Annotated in this window: 15 protein-coding genes and 1 pseudogene; 13 read left to right on the forward strand and 3 right to left on the reverse strand. The window is 61.0% G+C overall.

Features of this window, described 5'->3' with window-relative positions:
- The first annotated feature begins 182 nt into the window (after positions 1 to 182).
- The 4 genes from J2Y86_RS19610 to J2Y86_RS19625 all read left to right on the forward strand — a co-directional run bounded on the left by J2Y86_RS19610 (position 183) and on the right by J2Y86_RS19625 (position 7,074).
- The gene (locus tag J2Y86_RS19610; protein WP_253435063.1) at positions 183 to 3,785 is read left to right on the forward strand and encodes a DUF2339 domain-containing protein; all 3,603 of its coding nucleotides are present in this window, start codon (positions 183 to 185) and stop codon (positions 3,783 to 3,785) included.
- A complete protein-coding gene (locus J2Y86_RS19615; RefSeq protein ID WP_253435074.1) occupies positions 3,782 to 5,155 on the forward strand; it encodes a DUF3999 domain-containing protein in 1,374 nt (457 codons plus the stop codon). The genes J2Y86_RS19610 and J2Y86_RS19615 overlap by 4 nt, the downstream gene beginning before the upstream one ends.
- Before the next feature lie 302 nt (positions 5,156 to 5,457).
- Positions 5,458 to 6,468, forward strand: coding sequence for a class 1 fructose-bisphosphatase (locus J2Y86_RS19620; protein WP_253435084.1), 1,011 nt, complete (start codon positions 5,458 to 5,460; stop codon positions 6,466 to 6,468).
- A 3-nt stretch (positions 6,469 to 6,471) separates the two neighbouring features.
- Positions 6,472 to 7,074, forward strand: a complete 603-nt coding sequence (locus tag J2Y86_RS19625) for a DUF924 family protein (protein ID WP_253435096.1) — start codon at positions 6,472 to 6,474, stop codon at positions 7,072 to 7,074.
- A 134-nt stretch (positions 7,075 to 7,208) separates the two neighbouring features.
- Here J2Y86_RS19625 and J2Y86_RS30475 read toward each other — a convergent pair whose 3' ends face one another.
- A complete protein-coding gene (locus J2Y86_RS30475; protein WP_375538756.1) occupies positions 7,209 to 7,973 on the reverse strand; it encodes a methyl-accepting chemotaxis protein in 765 nt (254 codons plus the stop codon).
- Positions 7,974 to 8,063: 90 nt separating this feature from the next.
- Positions 8,064 to 9,101 (reverse strand): annotated as a pseudogene (locus tag J2Y86_RS30480) (HAMP domain-containing protein); the annotation flags it as partial.
- A 281-nt stretch (positions 9,102 to 9,382) separates the two neighbouring features.
- Between J2Y86_RS30480 and J2Y86_RS19635 the strand changes: the two are divergent.
- Together J2Y86_RS19635 and J2Y86_RS19640 are read left to right on the forward strand one after the other, a co-directional pair.
- Complete coding sequence (locus J2Y86_RS19635; protein WP_007907841.1) at positions 9,383 to 9,637, forward strand: hypothetical protein; 255 nt, start codon at positions 9,383 to 9,385, stop codon at positions 9,635 to 9,637.
- 31 nt (positions 9,638 to 9,668) lie between these two features.
- Positions 9,669 to 10,238, forward strand: coding sequence for a lipocalin family protein (locus J2Y86_RS19640; RefSeq protein ID WP_253435116.1), 570 nt, complete (start codon positions 9,669 to 9,671; stop codon positions 10,236 to 10,238).
- Between the two features lie 120 nt (positions 10,239 to 10,358).
- Here the strand turns inward: J2Y86_RS19640 and J2Y86_RS19645 are convergent, their stop codons facing one another.
- Positions 10,359 to 11,723 (reverse strand): formimidoylglutamate deiminase, encoded by a 1,365-nt coding sequence (locus J2Y86_RS19645; RefSeq protein WP_253435130.1) that lies wholly within the window; start codon positions 11,721 to 11,723, stop codon positions 10,359 to 10,361.
- Between the two features lie 146 nt (positions 11,724 to 11,869).
- On the opposite strand from J2Y86_RS19645, the gene hutC reads away from it, so the two are divergent.
- The 7 genes from hutC (at position 11,870) to J2Y86_RS19680 (ending at position 19,737) form a co-directional block, all read left to right on the forward strand.
- Positions 11,870 to 12,580 (forward strand): histidine utilization repressor, encoded by a 711-nt coding sequence (gene hutC, locus J2Y86_RS19650; protein WP_174602685.1) that lies wholly within the window; start codon positions 11,870 to 11,872, stop codon positions 12,578 to 12,580.
- Positions 12,577 to 13,149, forward strand: a complete 573-nt coding sequence (locus J2Y86_RS19655) for a HutD/Ves family protein (RefSeq protein ID WP_253435133.1) — start codon at positions 12,577 to 12,579, stop codon at positions 13,147 to 13,149. Before hutC ends, J2Y86_RS19655 begins: the two co-directional genes overlap by 4 nt.
- Before the next feature lie 488 nt (positions 13,150 to 13,637).
- Positions 13,638 to 15,320, forward strand: a complete 1,683-nt coding sequence (gene hutU, locus J2Y86_RS19660) for a urocanate hydratase (RefSeq protein ID WP_253435135.1) — start codon at positions 13,638 to 13,640, stop codon at positions 15,318 to 15,320.
- Between the two features lie 156 nt (positions 15,321 to 15,476).
- Positions 15,477 to 16,949, forward strand: a complete 1,473-nt coding sequence (locus J2Y86_RS19665; protein ID WP_253435139.1) for a purine-cytosine permease family protein — start codon at positions 15,477 to 15,479, stop codon at positions 16,947 to 16,949.
- A 69-nt stretch (positions 16,950 to 17,018) separates the two neighbouring features.
- A complete protein-coding gene (locus J2Y86_RS19670) occupies positions 17,019 to 17,987 on the forward strand; it encodes an ABC transporter substrate-binding protein (RefSeq protein ID WP_253435141.1) in 969 nt (322 codons plus the stop codon).
- Between the two features lie 71 nt (positions 17,988 to 18,058).
- Positions 18,059 to 18,910, forward strand: coding sequence for an ABC transporter permease (locus tag J2Y86_RS19675; RefSeq protein WP_253435143.1), 852 nt, complete (start codon positions 18,059 to 18,061; stop codon positions 18,908 to 18,910).
- Positions 18,907 to 19,737 (forward strand): quaternary amine ABC transporter ATP-binding protein, encoded by an 831-nt coding sequence (locus J2Y86_RS19680; RefSeq protein WP_253435146.1) that lies wholly within the window; start codon positions 18,907 to 18,909, stop codon positions 19,735 to 19,737. Before J2Y86_RS19675 ends, J2Y86_RS19680 begins: the two co-directional genes overlap by 4 nt.
- The last annotated feature ends 133 nt before the right edge of the window (positions 19,738 to 19,870 follow it).

Genomic DNA, 19,870 nt, shown 5'->3' on the forward strand with positions numbered 1-19,870 from the left:
GTCCGACGGTTGTTGGGCCTGGCCGATATACTAAGCACCAGTTTCAGTGAGCGCTGCGCCAACGCTTTCGCGGGCAAGCCTCGCTCCTACAGGTTATGTGCAAATCCTGTAGGAGCGAGGCTTGCCCGCGAAGGCGTCAAAGCAGACGCCACAAGGCAATGGGCCGCTTAGGGATATCGACCATGCAATGGATGTTCATGCTGATTGGGCTGGTGCTGGGCTGGATACTCGACGAGTCGTTCAGCGATGCGCTGTTGGGCGCGTTGCTCGGGTTGGGGATCGGCCAGGCCATTCGCATCGGCCGTTTGGGTACGCAGACGGCTGAACAGCGTCTTCTGCTGGAGCAGGCGCAAGTGGCCCTGAGTGGCGTTCAGCAACGCCTGGCCTTGCTGGAGGTGTCTGGCGTCAAGATGCCAGAAGCCAGCGAACCGCTTGCCGAAGAACCGGTTGCCAGCGACCCCGCCCCCTCTCCTGTATTCATTCTCGAAGAAATCCCGGTCTCGACTCCGGAGATGGTCTGGGAGCTTCCTCCCGAACTCGAACCGATCACCGCGACGGCGACGCAAACCAGCCGTCCGCTGCCCGACGATGCCTGGAAAGCCGAGCCAGTCGCTCGCGAGCCGCAGCAACCTGCCGCTCCGCGCGGCCCGAACTTCATCGACCGGGCCATCAGCGGTGCGCGTGACTGGCTGTTCGGTGGCAACACCGTGCTGCGGGTCGGTGTGGTGCTGTTGTTCCTCGGCCTGGCGTTTTTGCTGCGTTACGCCACCGAAGGCATGGTGGTGCCGATTGAACTGCGTTACGCCGGGGTGGCGGCGGCTGCATTGGGCTTGCTGGGGCTCGGTTGGTGGCTGCGCCATCGCAACAACCACTATGCGTTGATGCTGCAAGGCACCGGGATTGCCGTGTTGTACCTGACGGTATTTGCGGCCATGCGTTTGCATCCACTGCTGGATCCTTCGGCCGCGCTGGGCCTGCTGGTGGCGGTGACGGTGTTCTCGGCCATTCTCGCAATTACCCAGGATTCCCTGGCCCTGGCATGCGCCGCGGTGCTGGGCGGTTTCGCTGCGCCGATCCTGACGTCTACCGGCGCCGGCAACCACGTCGCGCTGTTCAGCTACTTCGCCCTGCTCAACGCCGGCATCCTCGCCATCGCCTGGTTCAAGGCCTGGCGGCTGCTCAACCTGATCGGCTTCGTCGGCACCTTCGGCATCGGTTTCGCCTGGGGCCTGCGCTCCTACACGCCGGAATTGCTGTGGAGCACCGAACCGTTCCTGATTCTGTTCTTCCTGATGTACCTGGCCATCGGCCTGCTGTTCGCCCGGCGCAAGTTGCTGGAAATGAGCGACGCGCCCGAGGACGACAGCCGCGAAGCACTGCTGCGCTGGTCGGCACGCAAGGGTGACTACGTCGACGGCACGATGCTGTTCGGTCCTCCGCTGGTGGGATTCGGATTGCAGTTCGCGCTGGTCCAGCACCTGGAGTTCGCCGCTGCCTTCAGCGCCCTCGCGCTGGGCATGATCTACATGGGGCTCGCGCGTCTGCTGATGGGCGGACGGGCATTGCTGCTGGCGGAAACCTGTCTGGCGCTGGGCGTGATCTTTGCCAGCCTGGCGATTCCGCTGGGCCTCGACGCGCGCTGGACCTCGGCCGCCTGGGCCGTGGAAGGCGCGGGGATTTTCTGGCTTGGCCTGCGTCAGCAACGACCGCTGGCCCGGGCGTTTGCCTTGCTGCTGCAACTGGGGGCGGCGCTGGCGTTTCTCGGCGAGTTGCGGATCGGTGAAAGCAGCCTGCTCGACGGCGCACCGCTGGGCGCGTTGATGCTCGGCTTGGCATTGCTGTTCAGTTTCTACCAATTGCGCAACGCCTTGCCCGGGCAAACGTCGGAGTGGGAGCGCAAAGGTCTGCCGGTGTTGGCGTGCCTGGGCCTGACCTTTCTCTATCTGCTGGCGCCGCTGTTCTTCTTCACCCACGGAACGGCGATCAGTTGGGCTCTAGCCGGACTGGCGACCTTGTTTGTCGGCTTGCGCCTGCAATCGCGGACCTTCCTGTTTACCGCGTTCGCTGTGCAGTTGCTGGGTGGCGCGTTGTTCCTGCTGCGTCTGCAAGGCGCAAGCGGTGAGTCCGGCGCGGTATTCAGCGCGGGTTGGAGCGGCTTGCTCAGCGCGTCCCTGATCGGTCTGGCGTTGATCGCCGGCATGCTGCTGGCAGCGCGGGACGACATGGTACGCAGCGACGTCCGGCTGTTGCGCGGTTTGTCGGTGGTGTTGCTGGCCGGTCTGGTGCTGATCAATCTGGCGGTGCTGTTCGTGCTGCCGTGGCAAACCGCGAGCGCGGTGTGGGCGGCCAGTGGTTTGTTCATTATCTGGCTGAGCCTGCATCTGAAGCAGCGCGTGAGTTTTGTCTTCGGTCTGCTGCTGCAGGTGATCGGCGGTGCGGCGTTCCTGTTCGCCGGGCCGGAGCTGCTCGGGCCGCTGGCCAGCGAAGGGTTGAAACCGTTGGCGCATAGCGGTTTCTGGACGCCGTTGGTGTTGGGCCTGGCCGCGTTGGTCGGGGCCTGGCGCTTGCAAATCGGCAACCACGCTTCGGCGTTCGATGTGCTGAGCTTGCAGCGCTTGTCCGAAGTGTTGCTGGTGTGGGGCGCCGGTTGGTGGGCGCTGGCGTGGATCAGTGAAGTGCTGCGTTTTGCACCGGAGAATGTTCAAGCGACCTTGTTGCTGGCGGTCGCGACGGTGAGTGTGGCGTTGTGGGCCGTATTGGCGTTGCGCCTGAAATGGCCGTCTCTGGGCTTGCTCTGCACTTTGCTGATTCCTGCGGCCGGTGTGGTGTTGCTCGCCGCCTGGCACTCGCGTTATCACCCGGCGGCGGATGTCGGTTGGCTGGCCTGGGCGGCGATATTCGTCGTGCATTTCATCTCGCTGCGGCGTCTGGCGCCGATGCTGCCGGCGCGGGCCCTGAGCACTGCTCATGTGCTCGGCTGCTGGCTATTGATCGGGGTGCTGGCGCTGGAGTTGCGTTACGGCTTGCTGCTGCTATCCGAGCAGTACAACGCCTGGCGCTGGTTGGGCTGGGCGATTCTGCCGAGCCTGTACCTGGTGCTGATGGCGGCGCCACGCAACTGGCCTTGGCCGGTGTCGGCTTACTCGCGCGAATACCGACTTTACGCGGCGGCACCTCTGGCGGTGCTGATGCTCGGCTGGTTCTGGCTGGCGAACATCGTCAGCGACGGCACGGCCGAACCGTTGCCCTACGTGCCGCTGATCAACCCGCTGGAATTGGGCCTGCTGTTTGCGCTGTTCGGGGTTTATGTCTGGGCGCGCAGCGCGGTGACGCAGCTGGCGATCCGCAAGGACACCTTCGATCACGCTACACAACTGATCGCGGGCGTCTCGCTGTTCGCGTTCTTCACCGCGTTGGTGAACCGCACGGCTCACCATTGGGGTGGCGTGCCGTTCGAGCTGGATTTGCTGCTCGCGTCGATGCAGGTGCAGGCCGGTCTTTCGATCGTCTGGACCTTGATGGCCCTGAGCCTGATGATCGGCGGCCATCTGCGTCATCGTCGCGAAGTCTGGCTGATCGGCGCGGCGTTGATCGGCGTGGTGGTGGCCAAGTTGTTCTTTGTCGAACTGAGTAACCGTGGCGGACTCGCCCGGATCGTCTCGTTTATCGGCGTGGGTGTGTTGCTGTTGGTGGTGGGCTATTTTGCCCCGTTGCCACCCAAGCGCGCCGACGCTGCGCCGGAATCAGAAAAACCGGCTCCGCAAACCGAAGGAGTGTCGTCTTGAGTCAGAAGCTGAACCTGGTCTGGTTGGGCGCTGTTGCCATGGGTATGGCGCTGTCGGCCGGCGCGCAGGAAAAACCGGCGGATTTCGCCACGCAAGTGCCGTTGACCGTGAGTGGTGAGGGGCCGTGGTATCGCCTCGAATTGCCCTTGATCGTGCAATTGAACGCGCGGCAGACCGACCTCAGCGACGTGCGCGTGTTCAACGCGGCAGGCGAGGCTCAGGCCTACGCATTGGCGCGGGAAGCCGCGCAAACCCGCGAAAACCGTACGCTGACCGACGTGAAGTGGTTCCCGCTGTACAGCTCCGCAGACGCCACCGAGCACGCGCCGAGTGTGCGGGTGCAATCGAGCGCCAATGGCACGCTGGTCGAAGTGCAGCCGTCGAGTCAGCTGGAAGCGGGCGAAGAAGTGCTGCGTGGCTGGTTGCTCGACGCCAGCGGCATCAAGGCACCGTTGCAGCAGTTGATCCTCGACTGGACCAGCGAGCGCGACGGCTTCCAGCGTTTCAGCATCGAAGCCAGCGACGATTTGCAGCATTGGCAATCGTGGGGTGACGGACAGGTGGCACGACTGACGTTTGCCGACGAGCGCGTCGAGCAGCATGAAGTCGGCCTGCCAGGGCAAACCGCGCGTTATCTGCGATTGTTGTGGAGCACGCCGCAGTCGGCGCCGACGCTGACGTCGGTGCAACTGGAAAGCGCCAGCACCCGCAGCCTGCCGTTGCCGTTGGTCTGGTCGCAACCGTTGGCCGGTAGCAGCGTGAAGGCCGGTGAATACACCTGGCAATTGCCAATGGGGCTGAACGTCGAGCGCTTGCAGGTCGAGCTGAGCCAGCCGAACAGCCTGGCGCCGGTGACCTTGGCCGGTCGTCGGGACAGCAGTCTGCCGTGGCAGCCGCTGAGCAGCGGTTTGCTTTATCGCCTGACCCAGAGTGGCCAGGACGTGGTGCAGAACGAATTGCAGCTGCCGGGGCAAACGGTGCAGCAATTGAAGTTGACGGTGGACGAGCGGGGCGGTGGTTTGGGGGCCGAAGCGCCGATGGTGAAGTTTGCCGTGCGTTCGACGCAACTGGTGTTCCTGGCGCGCGGCGCCGGGCCGTATACGCTGGCGCTGGGCAGCGCGACGGTGAAGGCCGCGAACCTGCCGTTGTCGACGCTGATCCCGGATTACAGCGCGGCGAAGTGGGCGGCGTTGGGTAAGGCAAAGGTGGATAGCGGTGCGGTGGCGACACCGACCTCGACAGTCACGTCGACTTCGCAGGTTGAGACCAACTGGAAGAAGTTCGGGTTGTGGGCGGTGTTGTTGCTGAGTGTTCTGTTCCTGGCGGCGATGGCGTTCAGTCTGCTGCGCAAACCCCCAGCCAACTCCTGAGGATGGCTGGCGCTGCGCGCCAGATCGCGGGCAAGCCCGCTCCCACAGGGTTTTGCGTCGTATGTCGAAATCGCGTACGACGCGAAACCTGTGGGAGCGGGCTTGCCCGCGAAGACTGACTGTCAGACAAAGAAAGTCTGAAAAACTGCCGCCTGTCGCCGGTCCACATCCGGCCCGTTTCGAACTACGCTAAACCCGGCACATGAACTCTATTGGGTGTTCCACGTCTGATAGGAGGAAATGCGCCCCGACTCGCGTTAAACTGCGCGGGTTTTTAGCCCCCCATTCCACCGGAGCCTTCCATGTCCCGCGTTACCCTGAGTCGCTATTTGATTGAGCAGACCCGTAGCAACAACACCCCTGCCGATCTGCGCTTCCTGATCGAAGTGGTGGCGCGTGCCTGCAAGGAAATCAGCCACGCCGTGTCCAAAGGCGCCCTGGGTGGTGTTCTGGGCAGCATGGGCACCGAAAACGTCCAAGGTGAAGTGCAGAAGAAACTCGACGTGATGTCCAACGACATCCTGCTCGAAGCCAACGAATGGGGCGGTCACCTGGCCGGCATGGCGTCCGAAGAAATGGACAATGCCTACCAGATCCCGGGCAAATACCCGAAAGGCGCGTACCTGCTGGTATTCGACCCACTGGACGGTTCGTCGAACATCGACATCAACGCGCCGGTCGGTACGATCTTCTCGGTGCTGCGTTGCCCGAACGAATACCTGACCCAGAACGAGCCTTTGAACGAAAAGGCCTTCCTGCAGCCAGGCACTCAGCAGGTTGCCGCCGGTTACGCGATTTACGGCCCACAGACCATGCTGGTGCTGACCCTGGGCAATGGCGTGAAAGGCTTTACCCTGGACCGTGAAATGGGCAGCTTCGTGCTGACCCATGAAGACATCACGATCCCGGAGTCCACGCAGGAATTCGCGATCAACGCGTCCAACAAGCGTCACTGGGAAGCGCCGGTACAACGTTACGTCGACGAATTGCTGGCTGGAGACGAAGGCCCGCTGAAAAAGAACTACAACATGCGCTGGGTCGCCGCGATGGTCGCCGACGTGCACCGTATCCTGACCCGTGGCGGCCTGTTCATGTACCCACGCGACAGCCGCGAGCCGTCGAAGCCGGGCAAACTGCGCCTGATGTACGAAGCCAACCCGATGTCGTTCCTGGTCGAACAAGCCGGCGGCGCCTCCACCGATGGTCACCAGCGCATCCTCGACATTCAGCCGGAAGGCCTGCACCAGCGCGTAGCGGTGTTCCTCGGTTCGAAAGAAGAAGTCTCACGCGTCACGGCTTACCACAAGGAATAAACCATGACCGCGCCCTGGCAGCCGTTGCTCGAATGGTGGTTCGGAAGCTCCGAATCACCCATCGAAACAGCGGCTGAGAAGGGCAAGTTATGGTTCGGCAAGCGAGACAGTCAGGACCTCGAAGCGTTCGAGCGTTTCGGGGACTGGGTCGAGCAGGCACTGGCCGGCGGATTGACTGACTGGGCGCAACGCCCTGAAGGTTGGCTGGCACTGGTGCTGTTGCTCGACCAACTCCCGCGAATGATCTTTCGCGACTCTCCCAAATCCTTTTCCGGCGATCTCAGGGCTCAGGCACTGGTGGCGCAAGGCATTGCTGCGGATTTCGATCGGCAGTTGCGGCCAATTCAGCGGGTGTTCATCTACCTGGTGTTTGAGCATTGCGAGAACCTGGCGGTGCAGAATGAAGCGGTCTCGCGGTATATCGATCTTGTGGCGCAGCAGCCAGAGGCCGAGCGGAAACTCTTCACCGACTATCTGAGCTATGCCGAGAAGCATCAGCAGGTGATTGCGCGGTTTGGGCGGTTTCCGCATCGCAATGCGGTGTTGGGAAGGGAGTCTACGGCGGAGGAAGTGGCGTTTCTTTCGAAGCCAGGCTCACGGTTTTAGATTTTAGTCGTGGCTGATGCCGTCATCGCGGGCAAGCCCGCTCCCACAGTAATCTCAGTCGTACACAAAATTTGTGTCCACCGAACTATTCCTGTGGGAGCGGGCTTGCCCGCGATGAGGCCAGTGAAAGCGCCTTAGATTCTGAAGCTGCCGACCAACTGCTTCAACCGCGCCGCCTGCTGTTCAAGGTCAGAACACGCACGCAACGTCGCCTGCAGGTTCTCCACCCCTTCCTGATTCAGCGTGTTGATCTCGGTGATGTCGACGTTGATCGATTCCACCACGGCGGTCTGCTCTTCGGTCGCTGTCGCCACGGACTGGTTCATTCCGTCGATCTCGCCGATTCGCTGCGTCACGCTGCCCAGTCGCTCGCCGGCCTGGTTGGCTATGCCCACGCTGCTTTCGCTCTGGCGCTGGCTGTCGGTCATGGTGCTCACTGCTTCGCGAGCGCCGACTTGCAGCTCCTCGATCATCTTTTGCACTTGTTGCGCCGAATCCTGCGTGCGGTGGGCGAGGTTGCGCACCTCGTCGGCCACCACGGCAAAACCACGACCGGCTTCACCGGCCCGGGCTGCTTCGATGGCGGCGTTCAAGGCCAACAGGTTGGTCTGCTGCGAGATGCTGGTAATCACTTCCAGAATCTGTCCGATGTTCACTGTGTTGCTGTTGAGCGTCTCGATGTTGCCGCACGAATCGCTGATCTTCGCCGAGAGCTGCTGCATCGCCGCGATGGTTTTATCCACCACCTGCTGACCGTCTTCAGCGAGGGCGCGCGCGTCGCTGGAGTGCTGCGAGGCGAGGGCGGCGTTCTGGGCGATTTCCTGGGCGGCGGCGCCCAGTTCGTTGATCGCTGCGGCCACGCTGCTGGTGCGCGAGGCTTGCTGGTCGGAGTTGTACATCGACGAGTTGGATGCGGCGACGACGCGCAGTGCGACTTCGTTGACCTGGCCGGTGGCCGAGGACACTTCGCGGATCGAGGCGTGAATCCGTTCTACGAAACGGTTGAACGAGGTGCCCAGCGCACCGAATTCGTCATGGCCGTGAATGGTCAGGCGTTTGGTCAGGTCACCTTCGCCTTCGGCGATGTCATGCATGGCGCGCCCCATGGTCAGCAGCGGCTGCATCAGGAAGCTGATCAGCATGCCCAGCAACGCAATGATGATCACCACGGCGATGACCATGGCAATGATCGCCGAGGTGCGGAATTCGCCGATCATCGAGAACGCGGTGTCCTGATCCAGCACCAGAGCGACGTACCAGTTTGCCGACGGCACGCCGTTGACGTGGGTGAAGGAGATGAACTGGCGCTTGCCGTCGATCTCGACTTCTTTCATCCCCGGGCTGACTTGCGGGGCGCCGTTCGGGTAGGCCTCGGCGAGGTTCTTGAGGACCAGTTTGCTGTCCGGGTGAATCAGGATCTTGCCGTCGGCGCCGACGATGAACGCATGACCGTGACCGCCGAAATTCAGCGAGTTGATGATCGCGCTGACGCTGGACAGGTCAATGTCGGCGCCGGCGACGCCGATCATCTGGCCCTGACGCTGCACCGGCGTGGCGACGGTGATCACCAGTTTGCCGGAAGACGCAGCGATGTACGGTTCGGTGACGATGGTCTGTTGCGCGCTGTTGGCTGCCTTGTACCAGCCGCGTGCGCGAGGGTCGTAGTCCGCAGCGCGATTGCCGGCCGGGACCGAAAACATCACACCGTCGGTGCCGCCAAAATAGCTCAGCTGGAAGTTGCTGGTGTAGGCGGGCAGGTCGATAGCGCGCTTGAGGTTGGCCGGTGCACTGCCATCCGCCACGATCTGTTGGGACATCGATTGCAGCAACTGAATGCGGCTCTCCAGCCAGGTCTGGATGTTGCTGGTGGTCAGGCTGCCGAGTTCCTGCATCGACGATTCGGTATTGCTGCGCAGGGTCTGCCGCTGGCGGTAGTCGTTGAAAAGGATGAAACAAGCAAATGCGACGGCCACCACGAGGGCAGCAGCCAGCAGGATCTTGTGGCTGAACTTCATATTTCTGGTCATTAAATGAGCTACCGCGGAGGGGCTGGTCAACAAGGGGCGCCAATGTGCCACAGGAACAGGCTTTGCGCTGCTTTTATGTCGACTGGCCGGCGCCAAAGATTAGGCGACTTTTGCCAAAACCGACGAAATGCTCGACAGCGAAAGAAAGTGGCTGATTTTTCGGCAAAAGGCAGACGAGCGGCCCGATAAATAGGCGCTTGGTCAGGGAACCAGACAGGGGTTTTCTCTTCTAAGCTTCTGCTTGGCAGCATGCCATTCCCCTTCGCCCCAGGAGCTACACCATGTCGCTGCGTTCCATCGCTTTGCTTTCGTTCTGCGTGTTGTTGGCTGCATGCGGCAAGATCAATCAGGAAAACTATTCGAAGCTGTCGACAGGCATGCCCAAGGCCGAGGTTGAAACCTTGCTGGGCAAGCCCACCGACTGCTCGGGCGCGCTCGGCATGTCCAGTTGCACCTGGGGCGACAAGAACAGCTTTATCAGCGTGCAGTACGCCGGTGACAAAGTGTTGATGTTTTCCGGCCAAGGCCTGAAGTAAACCGGGGCGATGCGCCCGCGGGAGAAAAACAATGAAGCGGTTATTGATCCTCCTTTTTGCCGGCCTGGTATTGGCCGGCTGCGCCACGTCTGGCGAAGATCCGTTGGCGCCGAAAACCGTCAACAGCGTCAACCTGAAGAAGTACCAAGGGACCTGGTACGAGTTGGCGCGTCTGCCGATGTATTTCCAGCGCAACTGCGCGCAATCCGAAGCCCATTACACGCTCAAGCCTGACGGTAACGTGCTGGTGCTGAACCGCTGCCTGACGGCGGATTGGCAGTGGGAAGAGGCCAAGGGTACGGCGTATCCGCAAGTGCCGGGCAAGACCGACAAGTTGTGGGTCGAGTTCGACAACTGGTTCTCGCGCCTGATTCCGGGTGTGGCGAAGGGTGAATACTGGGTGTTGTTTGTCAGCGATGACTACAAGACCGCCATCGTCGGCGACCCGAGCCGCCGCTATCTGTGGCTGCTGTCGCGAACCCCGACGGTCAACGGGGTCGTGCGCGAAGAACTGCTGAGCAAGGCGCGTCAGCAGGGGTATGACACGACGCGACTGATCTGGCGTGCGACGGACACGCAGATGGCCAAGACCTCGAACTAGCGGTCACCGCATAGCAAATGTGGGAGCGGGCTTGCTCGCGAAGGGGACGTCAGATTCAACATCACTGTTGACTGACAGACCGCCTTCGCGAGCAAGCCCGCTCCCATATTTCGTTTGGTGTCAGCCTAAGAGGTCGCGCAGAACCTGGGTGAACGCCCAGCTGCTTTCTTCCTCGCCAGCATGACGCCCATCCCGCACAACCCACTGGCCATTGACCAGTACATCCCGCACCTGGCGATCGCCACCGGCAAACAACCATCGATTGAGAATCCCGTCACCACTGGCGGTCGCCAGGTACGGATCGCTACCGTCCAGCACCAGCCAATCCGCGCGCTTGCCAACTTCCAGCGCACCAATCGGTTGACCCAGCGCCTGCGCGCCGCCGTCCAGTGCCGCGTCATACAGCGTGCGACCCACCATAGGCTGATTCGCGCCATACAACCGGTTACGCCGTTGATCGCGCAAACGCTGGCCGTATTCCAGCCAGCGCAATTCTTCCACCACGCTCAATGACACATGGCTGTCGGAACCGATGCCCATGCGCCCGCCCTGGGCGAGGAAATCCACGGCCGGGAAAATCCCGTCGCCAAGGTTGGCTTCGGTGGTCAGGCACAAGCCGGCGATGGCGCGACTCTTGGCCATCAGCGTGACTTCTTCCGGATTGGCGTGGGTCGCGTGAACCAGGCACCAGCGCTGATCGACTTCAGTGTTTTCGTACAGCCATTGCAACGGACGACGGCCGCTCCAGCTCAGGCAGTCATCGACCTCCTTCTGCTGTTCGGCGATGTGAATGTGCACCGGGCACTGCTTATCGCTGGCCGCCAGCACTTCGCTGATCTGCTGCGGTGTCACCGCGCGCAACGAGTGGAAACACAAACCCAGCGACTGCGCCGGTTGCTGCGCAAGGATCGGCTGCAAGCGCGATTGAAGCTTCAGGTAGTTTTCAGTGCTGTTGATAAACCGACGCTGGCCTTCGTTCGGGGTCTGGCCGCCGAATCCGGAATGGCTGTAGAGCACCGGCAGCAGGGTCAGCCCGATACCGGCGGAACTGGCCGCCTGGCTGATGCGCAGCGCCAGCTCGGCAGGATCTGCGTAAGGCTGGCCGCTGGTGTCGTGGTGCACGTAATGAAATTCCGCCACCGAGGTGTAGCCGGCCTTGAGCATTTCGATGTACAGCTGACGGGCGATGACGCCGAGCTGGTCCGGGCTGATTTTTCCGACAAGCCGATACATCAGATCGCGCCAGGTCCAGAAACTGTCGTTCGGATTACCGGCCACTTCGGCCAATCCGGCCATCGCCCGCTGGAACGCGTGGGAGTGCAGGTTTGGCATCCCCGGCAACAGCGGACCGCTGAGCCGTTCGGCGCCATCTGCGTTGGAATCGGCCTGGATATGGGTCAATACGCCGTCGGCGCTGACCTCAAGACGTACATTGTTGGCCCATCCACTAGGCAGCAGCGCGCGTTCGGCAAAGAAGGCGGACATGGTTCAGCACCCCATCGTGTGTTATTTGTATATACATATACAGACGTTTGCCTGCTCGGTAAACTCCGGCAAGCTAGCAACCTCTACCAAATGACCAAGGATTAACCGTGCCGACTCCGCCTACAGTGTCACCGTTGGCCGCGAACATGGGCGACAGTCCGGCGCCCTTGTACGCCCGCGTCAAACAGATGATCACCCAGCAAATCGACAGTGGAAACTGGCCGCCGCACTACCGCGTTCCGTCGGAAAGCGAGCTGGTCAGCCAACTCGGTTTCAGCCGCATGACCATCAATCGCGCACTGCGCGAGATGACTGCCGACGGTCTGTTGGTGCGCATGCAAGGCGTCGGCACGTTCGTCGCCGAGCCTAAAAGCCAGTCCGCGCTGTTTGAAGTGCACAACATCGCCGACGAAATCGCCTCCCGTGGCCATCGCCATACGTGCCAGGTGATCACCCTTGAAGAAGAGGCCGCCGGTTCCGAGCGCGCCCTGGCCCTGGACATGCGTGAAGGCCAGAAGGTCTTCCATTCGCTGATCGTGCATTTCGAAAACGACATTCCGGTGCAAATCGAAGACCGTTTCGTCAACGCGCTGGTGGCGCCCGATTACCTCAAGCAGGATTTCACCCTGCAAACGCCTTACGCCTACCTGAACCAGGTCGCGCCGCTGACCGAAGGTGAGCACGTGGTCGAGGCGATTCTGGCCGAGGCCAGCGAGTGCAAATTGCTGCAGATTGAAAAGGGCGAGCCGTGCCTGCTGATCCGTCGCCGCACCTGGTCCGGCCGCCAGCCAGTGACTGCCGCCCGTTTGATCCACCCAGGTTCCCGTCATCGTCTGGAAGGACGCTTTCACAAATGAGTAGCTTGAAGGTTCTACGAGCCATCGATTACCCACGCATGCCATGGAAAAACGGCGGCGGAAGCACTGAAGAAATCACCCGCGACGCTGGCACCGGCCTTGATGGCTTCGGTTGGCGCCTGTCGATTGCCGATATCGGCGAGTCGGGCGGATTTTCCACCTTCGCCGGTTACGAGCGGATCATCACCGTGTTGCAGGGCGACGGCATGACCTTGTCGGTGGATGGCCAGGTCACGCGGCCGTTGTTACCGCCGGACCCGTTCGCCTTCAGCGGCGAAAGCCAGGTGTCCTGCACGTTGATGGGTGGTCCGATTCGCGACTTCAACCTGATTTATGCGCCACAGCGATACCGCGCGCGGCTGCAATGGCTGGACGGCGAGCAGCGGTTTTTCAGCGAGGCCGGGACTGTGTTGGTGTTCAGTGTCAGCGAAGCGCTGGAAGTGAAGCTCGGTAATAGCGCCTCGCTACTCGGCCGGCATGATTGCCTGCAACTTGTCGGTAACACCGGCCTGCTGGAAGTCTCCAGCAACGGCGCCTGCTGCGTGATCGAACTCACTGCACGCGGTTAACTGCTGAAGAAATCTTATGTAGCGAGGGGATTTAGCGAAACGTCGCACCGCCCCGTTGGGCTGCGCAGCAGCCCCATTTTTGGGGCCGCTTCGCGACCCATTGGGGGCAAGCCCCCTCGCCACAAAAGCAATCACCTTTCCTGTTTCTCAAAGCGCACCAACTTGTTACCGAACGCCCCAGCGTGGCGCAAAACCACGCTCAGGTAACAAGCCGTCACCCCTTCTCAAAATCCCCCCGAAAAATTTCATCTTCCTCAAAACCCTTGATCTACAGGCTTCTCAGCCCGTTCAGAATTTTTCTTGAATGCTCATCCAACAAGTTGGCCGCTTGATTGCATATGCTTGTATGTACAAGTAAAGACGTATGCGTATGAGTCGATCGAGACTCCCCGCAACGTCCACTGATTCGCTTGTGTCGCTTTGACGTGCACAGGCTGGGTTACCCACCGCCAGGGTTGGTTTGGATTGATCGCTGAGGAGTCTTTTTCGTGACTGACATTAAACCTACTAAGTTTCGTGACGTTGAAATCCGCGCTGCCCGCGGTAACAAGCTGACCGCCAAGAGCTGGCTGACTGAAGCGCCGTTGCGCATGCTGATGAACAACCTCGACCCTGAAGTCGCCGAGAACCCTAAAGAACTGGTGGTTTACGGTGGTATCGGTCGTGCGGCGCGTAACTGGGAATGCTACGACAAGATCGTTGAAAGCCTGACCAACCTGAACGATGACGAGACCCTGCTGGTGCAATCCGGCAAGCCGGTCGGCGTGTTCAAGACTCACACCAACGCCCCACGCGTGCTGATCGCCAACTCCAACCTGGTGCCGCACTGGGCGAGCTGGGAACACTTCAACGAACTCGACGCCAAAGGCCTGGCCATGTACGGCCAGATGACCGCTGGCAGCTGGATCTACATCGGCAGCCAGGGCATCGTCCAGGGCACCTACGAAACCTTCGTCGAAGCTGGTCGCCAGCACTACAACGATGACCTGAAAGGTCGTTGGGTCCTGACCGCAGGCCTGGGTGGCATGGGTGGCGCTCAGCCTCTGGCCGCTACCCTGGCCGGCGCTTGCTCGCTGAACATCGAATGCCAGCAGGTCAGCATCGATTTCCGCCTGAACAGCCGTTATGTCGACGAGCAAGCCACCGACCTCGACGACGCGCTGGCCCGCATCGAAAAATACACCAAGGAAGGCAAAGCGATTTCCATCGCTCTGCTGGGTAACGCGGCTGAAATCCTGCCGGAACTGGTCAAGCGCGGCGTGCGCCCGGACATGGTCACCGACCAGACCAGCGCCCACGACCCGCTCAACGGTTACCTGCCGGCCGGCTGGACCTGGGAAGAGTACCGCGCTCGCGCCAAGACCGAGCCTGCTGCCGTGGTCAAAGCCGCGAAGCAATCGATGGCCGTGCACGTTAAAGCGATGCTCGAATTCCAGAAAATGGGCATTCCGACCTTCGACTACGGCAACAACATCCGTCAGATGGCGCAAGAAGAAGGCGTGGAAAACGCATTCGACTTCCCAGGCTTCGTACCGGCTTACATCCGCCCGCTGTTCTGCCGCGGCATCGGCCCATTCCGTTGGGCTGCGCTGTCGGGTAACGCTGAAGACATCTACAAAACCGACGCCAAGGTAAAAGAGCTGATCCCGGACGACGCGCACCTCCACAACTGGCTGGACATGGCACGCGAGCGCATCAGCTTCCAGGGTCTGCCGGCACGTATCTGCTGGGTTGGCCTGGGCCTGCGCGCCAAGCTGGGTCTGGCGTTCAACGAAATGGTTCGCAGCGGTGAATTGTCCGCGCCAATCGTGATCGGTCGCGACCACCTGGACTCCGGTTCGGTATCGAGCCCGAACCGGGAAACCGAATCCATGCAGGACGGTTCCGACGCCGTGTCCGACTGGCCACTGCTCAACGCTCTGCTCAACACCGCGAGCGGCGCGACCTGGGTTTCCCTGCACCACGGCGGCGGCGTCGGCATGGGCTTCTCCCAGCACTCGGGCATGGTAATTGTCTGCGACGGTACTGACGAAGCGGCCGAGCGTATTGCTCGCGTTCTGCACAACGACCCGGCGACCGGTGTCATGCGTCACGCCGATGCGGGTTACCAGATCGCGATCGATTGCGCCAAGGAACAAGGGCTGAACCTGCCGATGATTACCGGCAAGTAACGCAGATTGCTTTACCTGTGGGAGCGGGCTTGCTCGCGAAGAGGCCGGCACATTCAACATCTGTGCTGGCTGATCCACCGCTTTCGCGAGCAAGCCCGCTCCCACAAAAAAGCAGTTCCACAATGGCTTCCCATAACAATCCACAGAGGTTGAACCATGGCAGTTAACAACGAACGTGCAGGCAGTAAACCGTTGATCGAGAAACGCTCGATCGACTACATCCCGGAAGCGGAGAGACACGGTCGTCTGTTGAGCCAGTTCACCCTGTGGATGGGTGCCAACCTGCAAATCACCGCGATTGTCACCGGGGCCCTGGCCGTGGTGCTGGGCGGTGATGTGTTCTGGTCGTTGATCGGCCTGTTGATCGGTCAACTGATCGGCGGTGGCGTAATGGCGCTGCACGCGGCGCAAGGGCCCAAGCTTGGCCTGCCGCAGATGATCTCCAGCCGGGTACAGTTCGGCGTTTATGGCGCGGCCATCCCGATCGTTCTGGTGTGCCTGATGTACCTGGGCTTCACTGCAACAGGCACCGTGCTTTCCGGCCAGGCGCTGGGCCAGTTGTTTGGCGTCAGCGACACCGTCGGTATCCTGCTTTTCGCCAGTGTCATCGTGCTGGTCACGGTGCTCGGTTATCGGGTGATCCATTGGATCGGCCGTGTGGCCAGTGTCATTGGCGTGATTGCCTTTGTTTACCTGTTCAGCCGTCTGGTGAGCCAGGTTGACGTTGGCGCACTGTTGGAAATACGTCACTTCAGCTGGAGCAGTTTCTTGCTTGCGGTGTCGCTCGCGGCGTCCTGGCAGATCGCCTTCGGCCCCTATGTGGCTGACTACTCCCGCTACCTGCCGAGCAAGGTTTCCTCGGTGAAAACTTTTTTTGCCGCGGGCGCAGGTTCGGTGATTGGTGCACAGGTGGCGATGGTCCTCGGCGTGTTCGCTGCCGCTTCGGCCAACGGGCAATTCGCCGGCCACGAAGTAGCCTACATCGTTGGCCTGGGCGGTACCGGTGCCACTGCTGCGCTGCTGTATTTCAGCATCGCGTTCGGCAAGGTCACCATCTCCACGCTGAACTCCTACGGCAGCTTCATGTGCATTGCGACCATCATCAGCGGCTTCCGTGGTGACCTGAAAGTAACGCGCTTGCAGCGTCTACTCTTCGTGCTGGTCATCGTCGGTGCTGCGACTCTGATGGCGTTGCTCGGCCAGCACTCGTTCCTCGGTGCGTTCAAGTCCTTCATCCTGTTTCTGCTGGCGTTCTTTACGCCATGGAGCGCGATCAACCTGGTGGACTACTACTGCATCACCCGCGAGCGCTATGACGTGCCGGCGCTGTCCGATCCGAACGGTCGCTACGGTCGCTGGAACATGCTCGGTATCAGCGTCTATGTGTTCGGTGTGCTGGTGCAACTGCCGTTCATTTCCACCAAGTTCTATACCGGTCCGCTGGTGGCAGCCCTGGGTGATGTGGATATTTCCTGGATCATCGGTCTGGTGATTCCTGCAGCCCTGTATTACGTGTGTGCGAAAAAATGGCACGGCAGCGTGCCCGATCACCTGATTCTGCCGGTCGAGCAGGACAGCGCTGTACAACCTAAAACAAGCGGGGCCGGTCGCGCTGCGGCGCAGGCCTGATTGGACGTGGATAGGGCTGGATGCCTCTTGACTGCCGTAAGCCAATTCATGATTAGGAGCGTCACTACAATGAAATCGAACAAGACCCTGCTGACCACATTGCTTTCCATGGGCCTGCTAGCCAGCGCCGGCGCCACTCAGGCTGCCGGTTGGTGCGAGTCGGGCAAACCGGTGAAATTCGCCGGCCTGAACTGGGAAAGCGCCATGTTGCTGACCGACGTGCTGCAAGTCGTGTTGGAGAAAGGTTACGACTGCAAGACCGACAGCCTGCCGGGCAACTCCATCACCATGGAAAACGCCCTGAGCAGCAACGACATTCAAGTGTTTGCCGAAGAGTGGGTCGGCCGCAGCGAAGTCTGGAACAAGGCCGAGAAGGCCGGCAAAGTCGTTGGCATCGGCGCCCCTGTCGTAGGCGCAGTCGAAGGCTGGTACGTGCCGCGCTACGTGATCGAAGGCGACGCCAAGCGCAAGCTGGAAGCCAAGGCCCCGGACCTGAAAAACATTGCTGACCTGGCCAAATACGCCTCGGTGTTCAAGGATGCCGAAGAGCCTGCCAAGGGCCGTTTCTACAACTGCCCGGCCGGCTGGACCTGTGAGCTGGACAACAGCGAAATGCTGAAAAGCTACGGCCTGGAAAGCAGCTACACCAACTTCCGCCCGGGCACCGGCCCGGCGCTGGATGCCGCGGTGCTGTCGAGCTACAAACGTGGCGAGCCGATCCTGTTCTACTACTGGTCGCCAACGCCGCTGATGGGCCAGGTTGACCTGGTGAAACTCGAAGAGAAACCAGGCGTGAACAAGCAAGTGACCATCAAGGTCGGCGTGTCCAAGGCCTTCCACGAGCAAGCCCCGGAACTGGTGGCCGTGCTGGAAAAGGTCAACCTGCCGATCGACCTGCTGAACCAGAACCTCGGGCGCATGGCCAAAGAGCGGATCGAGTCACCAAAACTGGCGAAAATCTTCCTCAAGGAACATCCTGAAGTCTGGCACGCATGGGTGAGCGAAGACGCAGCCAAAAAGATCGACGCGGCCTTGTAGGTTGAGCCTCTCCGACTGCCGGTAACGGCAGTCGGACGCTGAACCGCAACCCCTTGATTGAGAGTCTCTTTATGTTTCCCGAAAGCTTTACCTTTTCCATCGCCGACTGGGTCAACGGTTGGGTCGATTCGCTGGTCACCAACTACGGCGACGTGTTCCGGCACATCTCCGACACCCTGTTGTGGGCCATCGTCAATCTTGAAGGGCTGCTGCGTGCGGCGCCTTGGTGGCTGATGCTGGCGATCGTGGCGGGCATTGCCTGGCACGCGACCCGCAAGGTCGTGACCACTGCCGTCATCGTCGGTCTGTTGTTCCTGGTGGGTGCGGTCGGCCTCTGGGACAAGCTGATGCAGACCCTCGCGCTGATGATGGTGGCGACGGTCATTTCGGTGCTGATCGGCATTCCGCTGGGCATTCTCTCGGCGCGCAGCAATCGCCTGCGTTCGGTGCTGATGCCGTTGCTGGACATCATGCAGACCATGCCGAGTTTCGTGTACCTGATCCCGGTGCTGATGCTGTTCGGTCTGGGCAAGGTTCCGGCGATTTTCGCCACGGTGATTTACGCGGCGCCACCGCTGATCCGCCTGACCGATCTGGGCATTCGCCAGGTTGACGGCGAAGTGATGGAAGCGATCAACGCCTTCGGTGCCAACCGCTGGCAGCAACTGTTCGGCGTGCAACTGCCGCTGGCCCTGCCGAGCATCATGGCCGGGATCAACCAGACCACCATGATGGCCCTGTCGATGGTGGTGATCGCCTCGATGATCGGTGCCCGTGGCCTCGGTGAAGATGTGTTGGTGGGGATTCAGACCCTCAACGTCGGACGTGGCCTTGAAGCCGGTCTGGCGATCGTGATTCTGGCAGTGGTGATCGATCGCATTACACAGGCGTACGGTCGTGCACGGCATGAGGTGAGCAAATGAGTAACGAAGCCATCAGCAAAATCGAAGTCAAAAACGTCTTCAAGATTTTCGGCAACCGTTCCAAGGAAGCGCTGGGCATGATTGGCCAGGGCAAGACCAAGGATCAGGTGCTGGCCGAAACCGGCTGCGTGGTCGGCGTGAACGACCTGTCGTTGAGCATCGGTAGCGGTGAGATCTTCGTGATCATGGGCCTGTCCGGTTCCGGCAAATCGACCCTGGTGCGCCACTTCAACCGCCTGATCGACCCGACCAGCGGCGCGATCCTGGTGGATGGCGTGGACATCCTGCAATACGACATGGAAGCCCTGCGCGAATTTCGCCGGCGCAAGATCAGCATGGTGTTCCAGAGCTTCGGCCTGCTGCCGCACAAGACCGTGGTGGACAACGTCGCCTACGGCCTGAAAGTGCGTGGCGAGACCAAGCAGATGTGCTCCGAGCGCGCGCTGCACTGGATCAACACCGTGGGCCTGAAAGGCTACGAAAACAAATACCCGCATCAGCTTTCGGGCGGCATGCGTCAGCGTGTAGGCCTGGCCCGTGCACTGGCGGCAGACACCGACATCATCCTGATGGACGAAGCGTTCAGTGCGCTCGATCCGCTGATTCGCGCGGAGATGCAGGACCAGTTGCTGGAGCTGCAAAAGACCCTGCACAAGACCATCGTCTTCATTACCCACGACCTCGACGAAGCCGTGCGTATCGGCAACCGCATCGCGATCCTCAAGGATGGCCGCCTGATTCAGGTCGGCACGCCGCGAGAGATCCTGCATTCCCCGGCGGATGAGTATGTCGACCGGTTCGTGCAGCGGCGGGCGGCGGTGGTTTAAACGCTTTTGTGGCGAGGGGATTTATCCCCGTTCGGCTGCGAAGCAGTCGTAAACCAGTACACGCGTTATGCCTGAGAAACTGTGGCGGTAGGTTTTGGGGCCGCTTCGCTGCCCAACGGGGATAAATCCCCTC

The organism is Pseudomonas migulae (assembly GCF_024169315.1).
GTDB classification, from domain to species: domain Bacteria; phylum Pseudomonadota; class Gammaproteobacteria; order Pseudomonadales; family Pseudomonadaceae; genus Aquipseudomonas; species Aquipseudomonas migulae_B.

What these genes read in the sequence shown, in the direction of transcription:
- J2Y86_RS19610 (WP_253435063.1), top strand. Translation starts at nt 183, where the DNA reads ATGCAATGGATGTTCATGCTGATTGGGCTGGTGCTGGGCTGGATACTC.
- J2Y86_RS19620 (WP_253435084.1), top strand. Translation starts at nt 5,458, where the DNA reads ATGTCCCGCGTTACCCTGAGTCGCTATTTGATTGAGCAGACCCGTAGC.
- J2Y86_RS19625 (WP_253435096.1), top strand. Translation starts at nt 6,472, where the DNA reads ATGACCGCGCCCTGGCAGCCGTTGCTCGAATGGTGGTTCGGAAGCTCC.
- J2Y86_RS30475 (WP_375538756.1), bottom strand. Translation starts at nt 7,973, where the DNA reads ATGTACAACTCCGACCAGCAAGCCTCGCGCACCAGCAGCGTGGCCGCA.
- J2Y86_RS19635 (WP_007907841.1), top strand. Translation starts at nt 9,383, where the DNA reads ATGTCGCTGCGTTCCATCGCTTTGCTTTCGTTCTGCGTGTTGTTGGCT.
- J2Y86_RS19640 (WP_253435116.1), top strand. Translation starts at nt 9,669, where the DNA reads ATGAAGCGGTTATTGATCCTCCTTTTTGCCGGCCTGGTATTGGCCGGC.
- J2Y86_RS19645 (WP_253435130.1), bottom strand. Translation starts at nt 11,723, where the DNA reads ATGTCCGCCTTCTTTGCCGAACGCGCGCTGCTGCCTAGTGGATGGGCC.
- hutC (WP_174602685.1), top strand. Translation starts at nt 11,870, where the DNA reads ATGGGCGACAGTCCGGCGCCCTTGTACGCCCGCGTCAAACAGATGATC.
- J2Y86_RS19655 (WP_253435133.1), top strand. Translation starts at nt 12,577, where the DNA reads ATGAGTAGCTTGAAGGTTCTACGAGCCATCGATTACCCACGCATGCCA.
- J2Y86_RS19665 (WP_253435139.1), top strand. Translation starts at nt 15,477, where the DNA reads ATGGCAGTTAACAACGAACGTGCAGGCAGTAAACCGTTGATCGAGAAA.
- J2Y86_RS19670 (WP_253435141.1), top strand. Translation starts at nt 17,019, where the DNA reads ATGAAATCGAACAAGACCCTGCTGACCACATTGCTTTCCATGGGCCTG.
- J2Y86_RS19675 (WP_253435143.1), top strand. Translation starts at nt 18,059, where the DNA reads ATGTTTCCCGAAAGCTTTACCTTTTCCATCGCCGACTGGGTCAACGGT.
- J2Y86_RS19680 (WP_253435146.1), top strand. Translation starts at nt 18,907, where the DNA reads ATGAGTAACGAAGCCATCAGCAAAATCGAAGTCAAAAACGTCTTCAAG.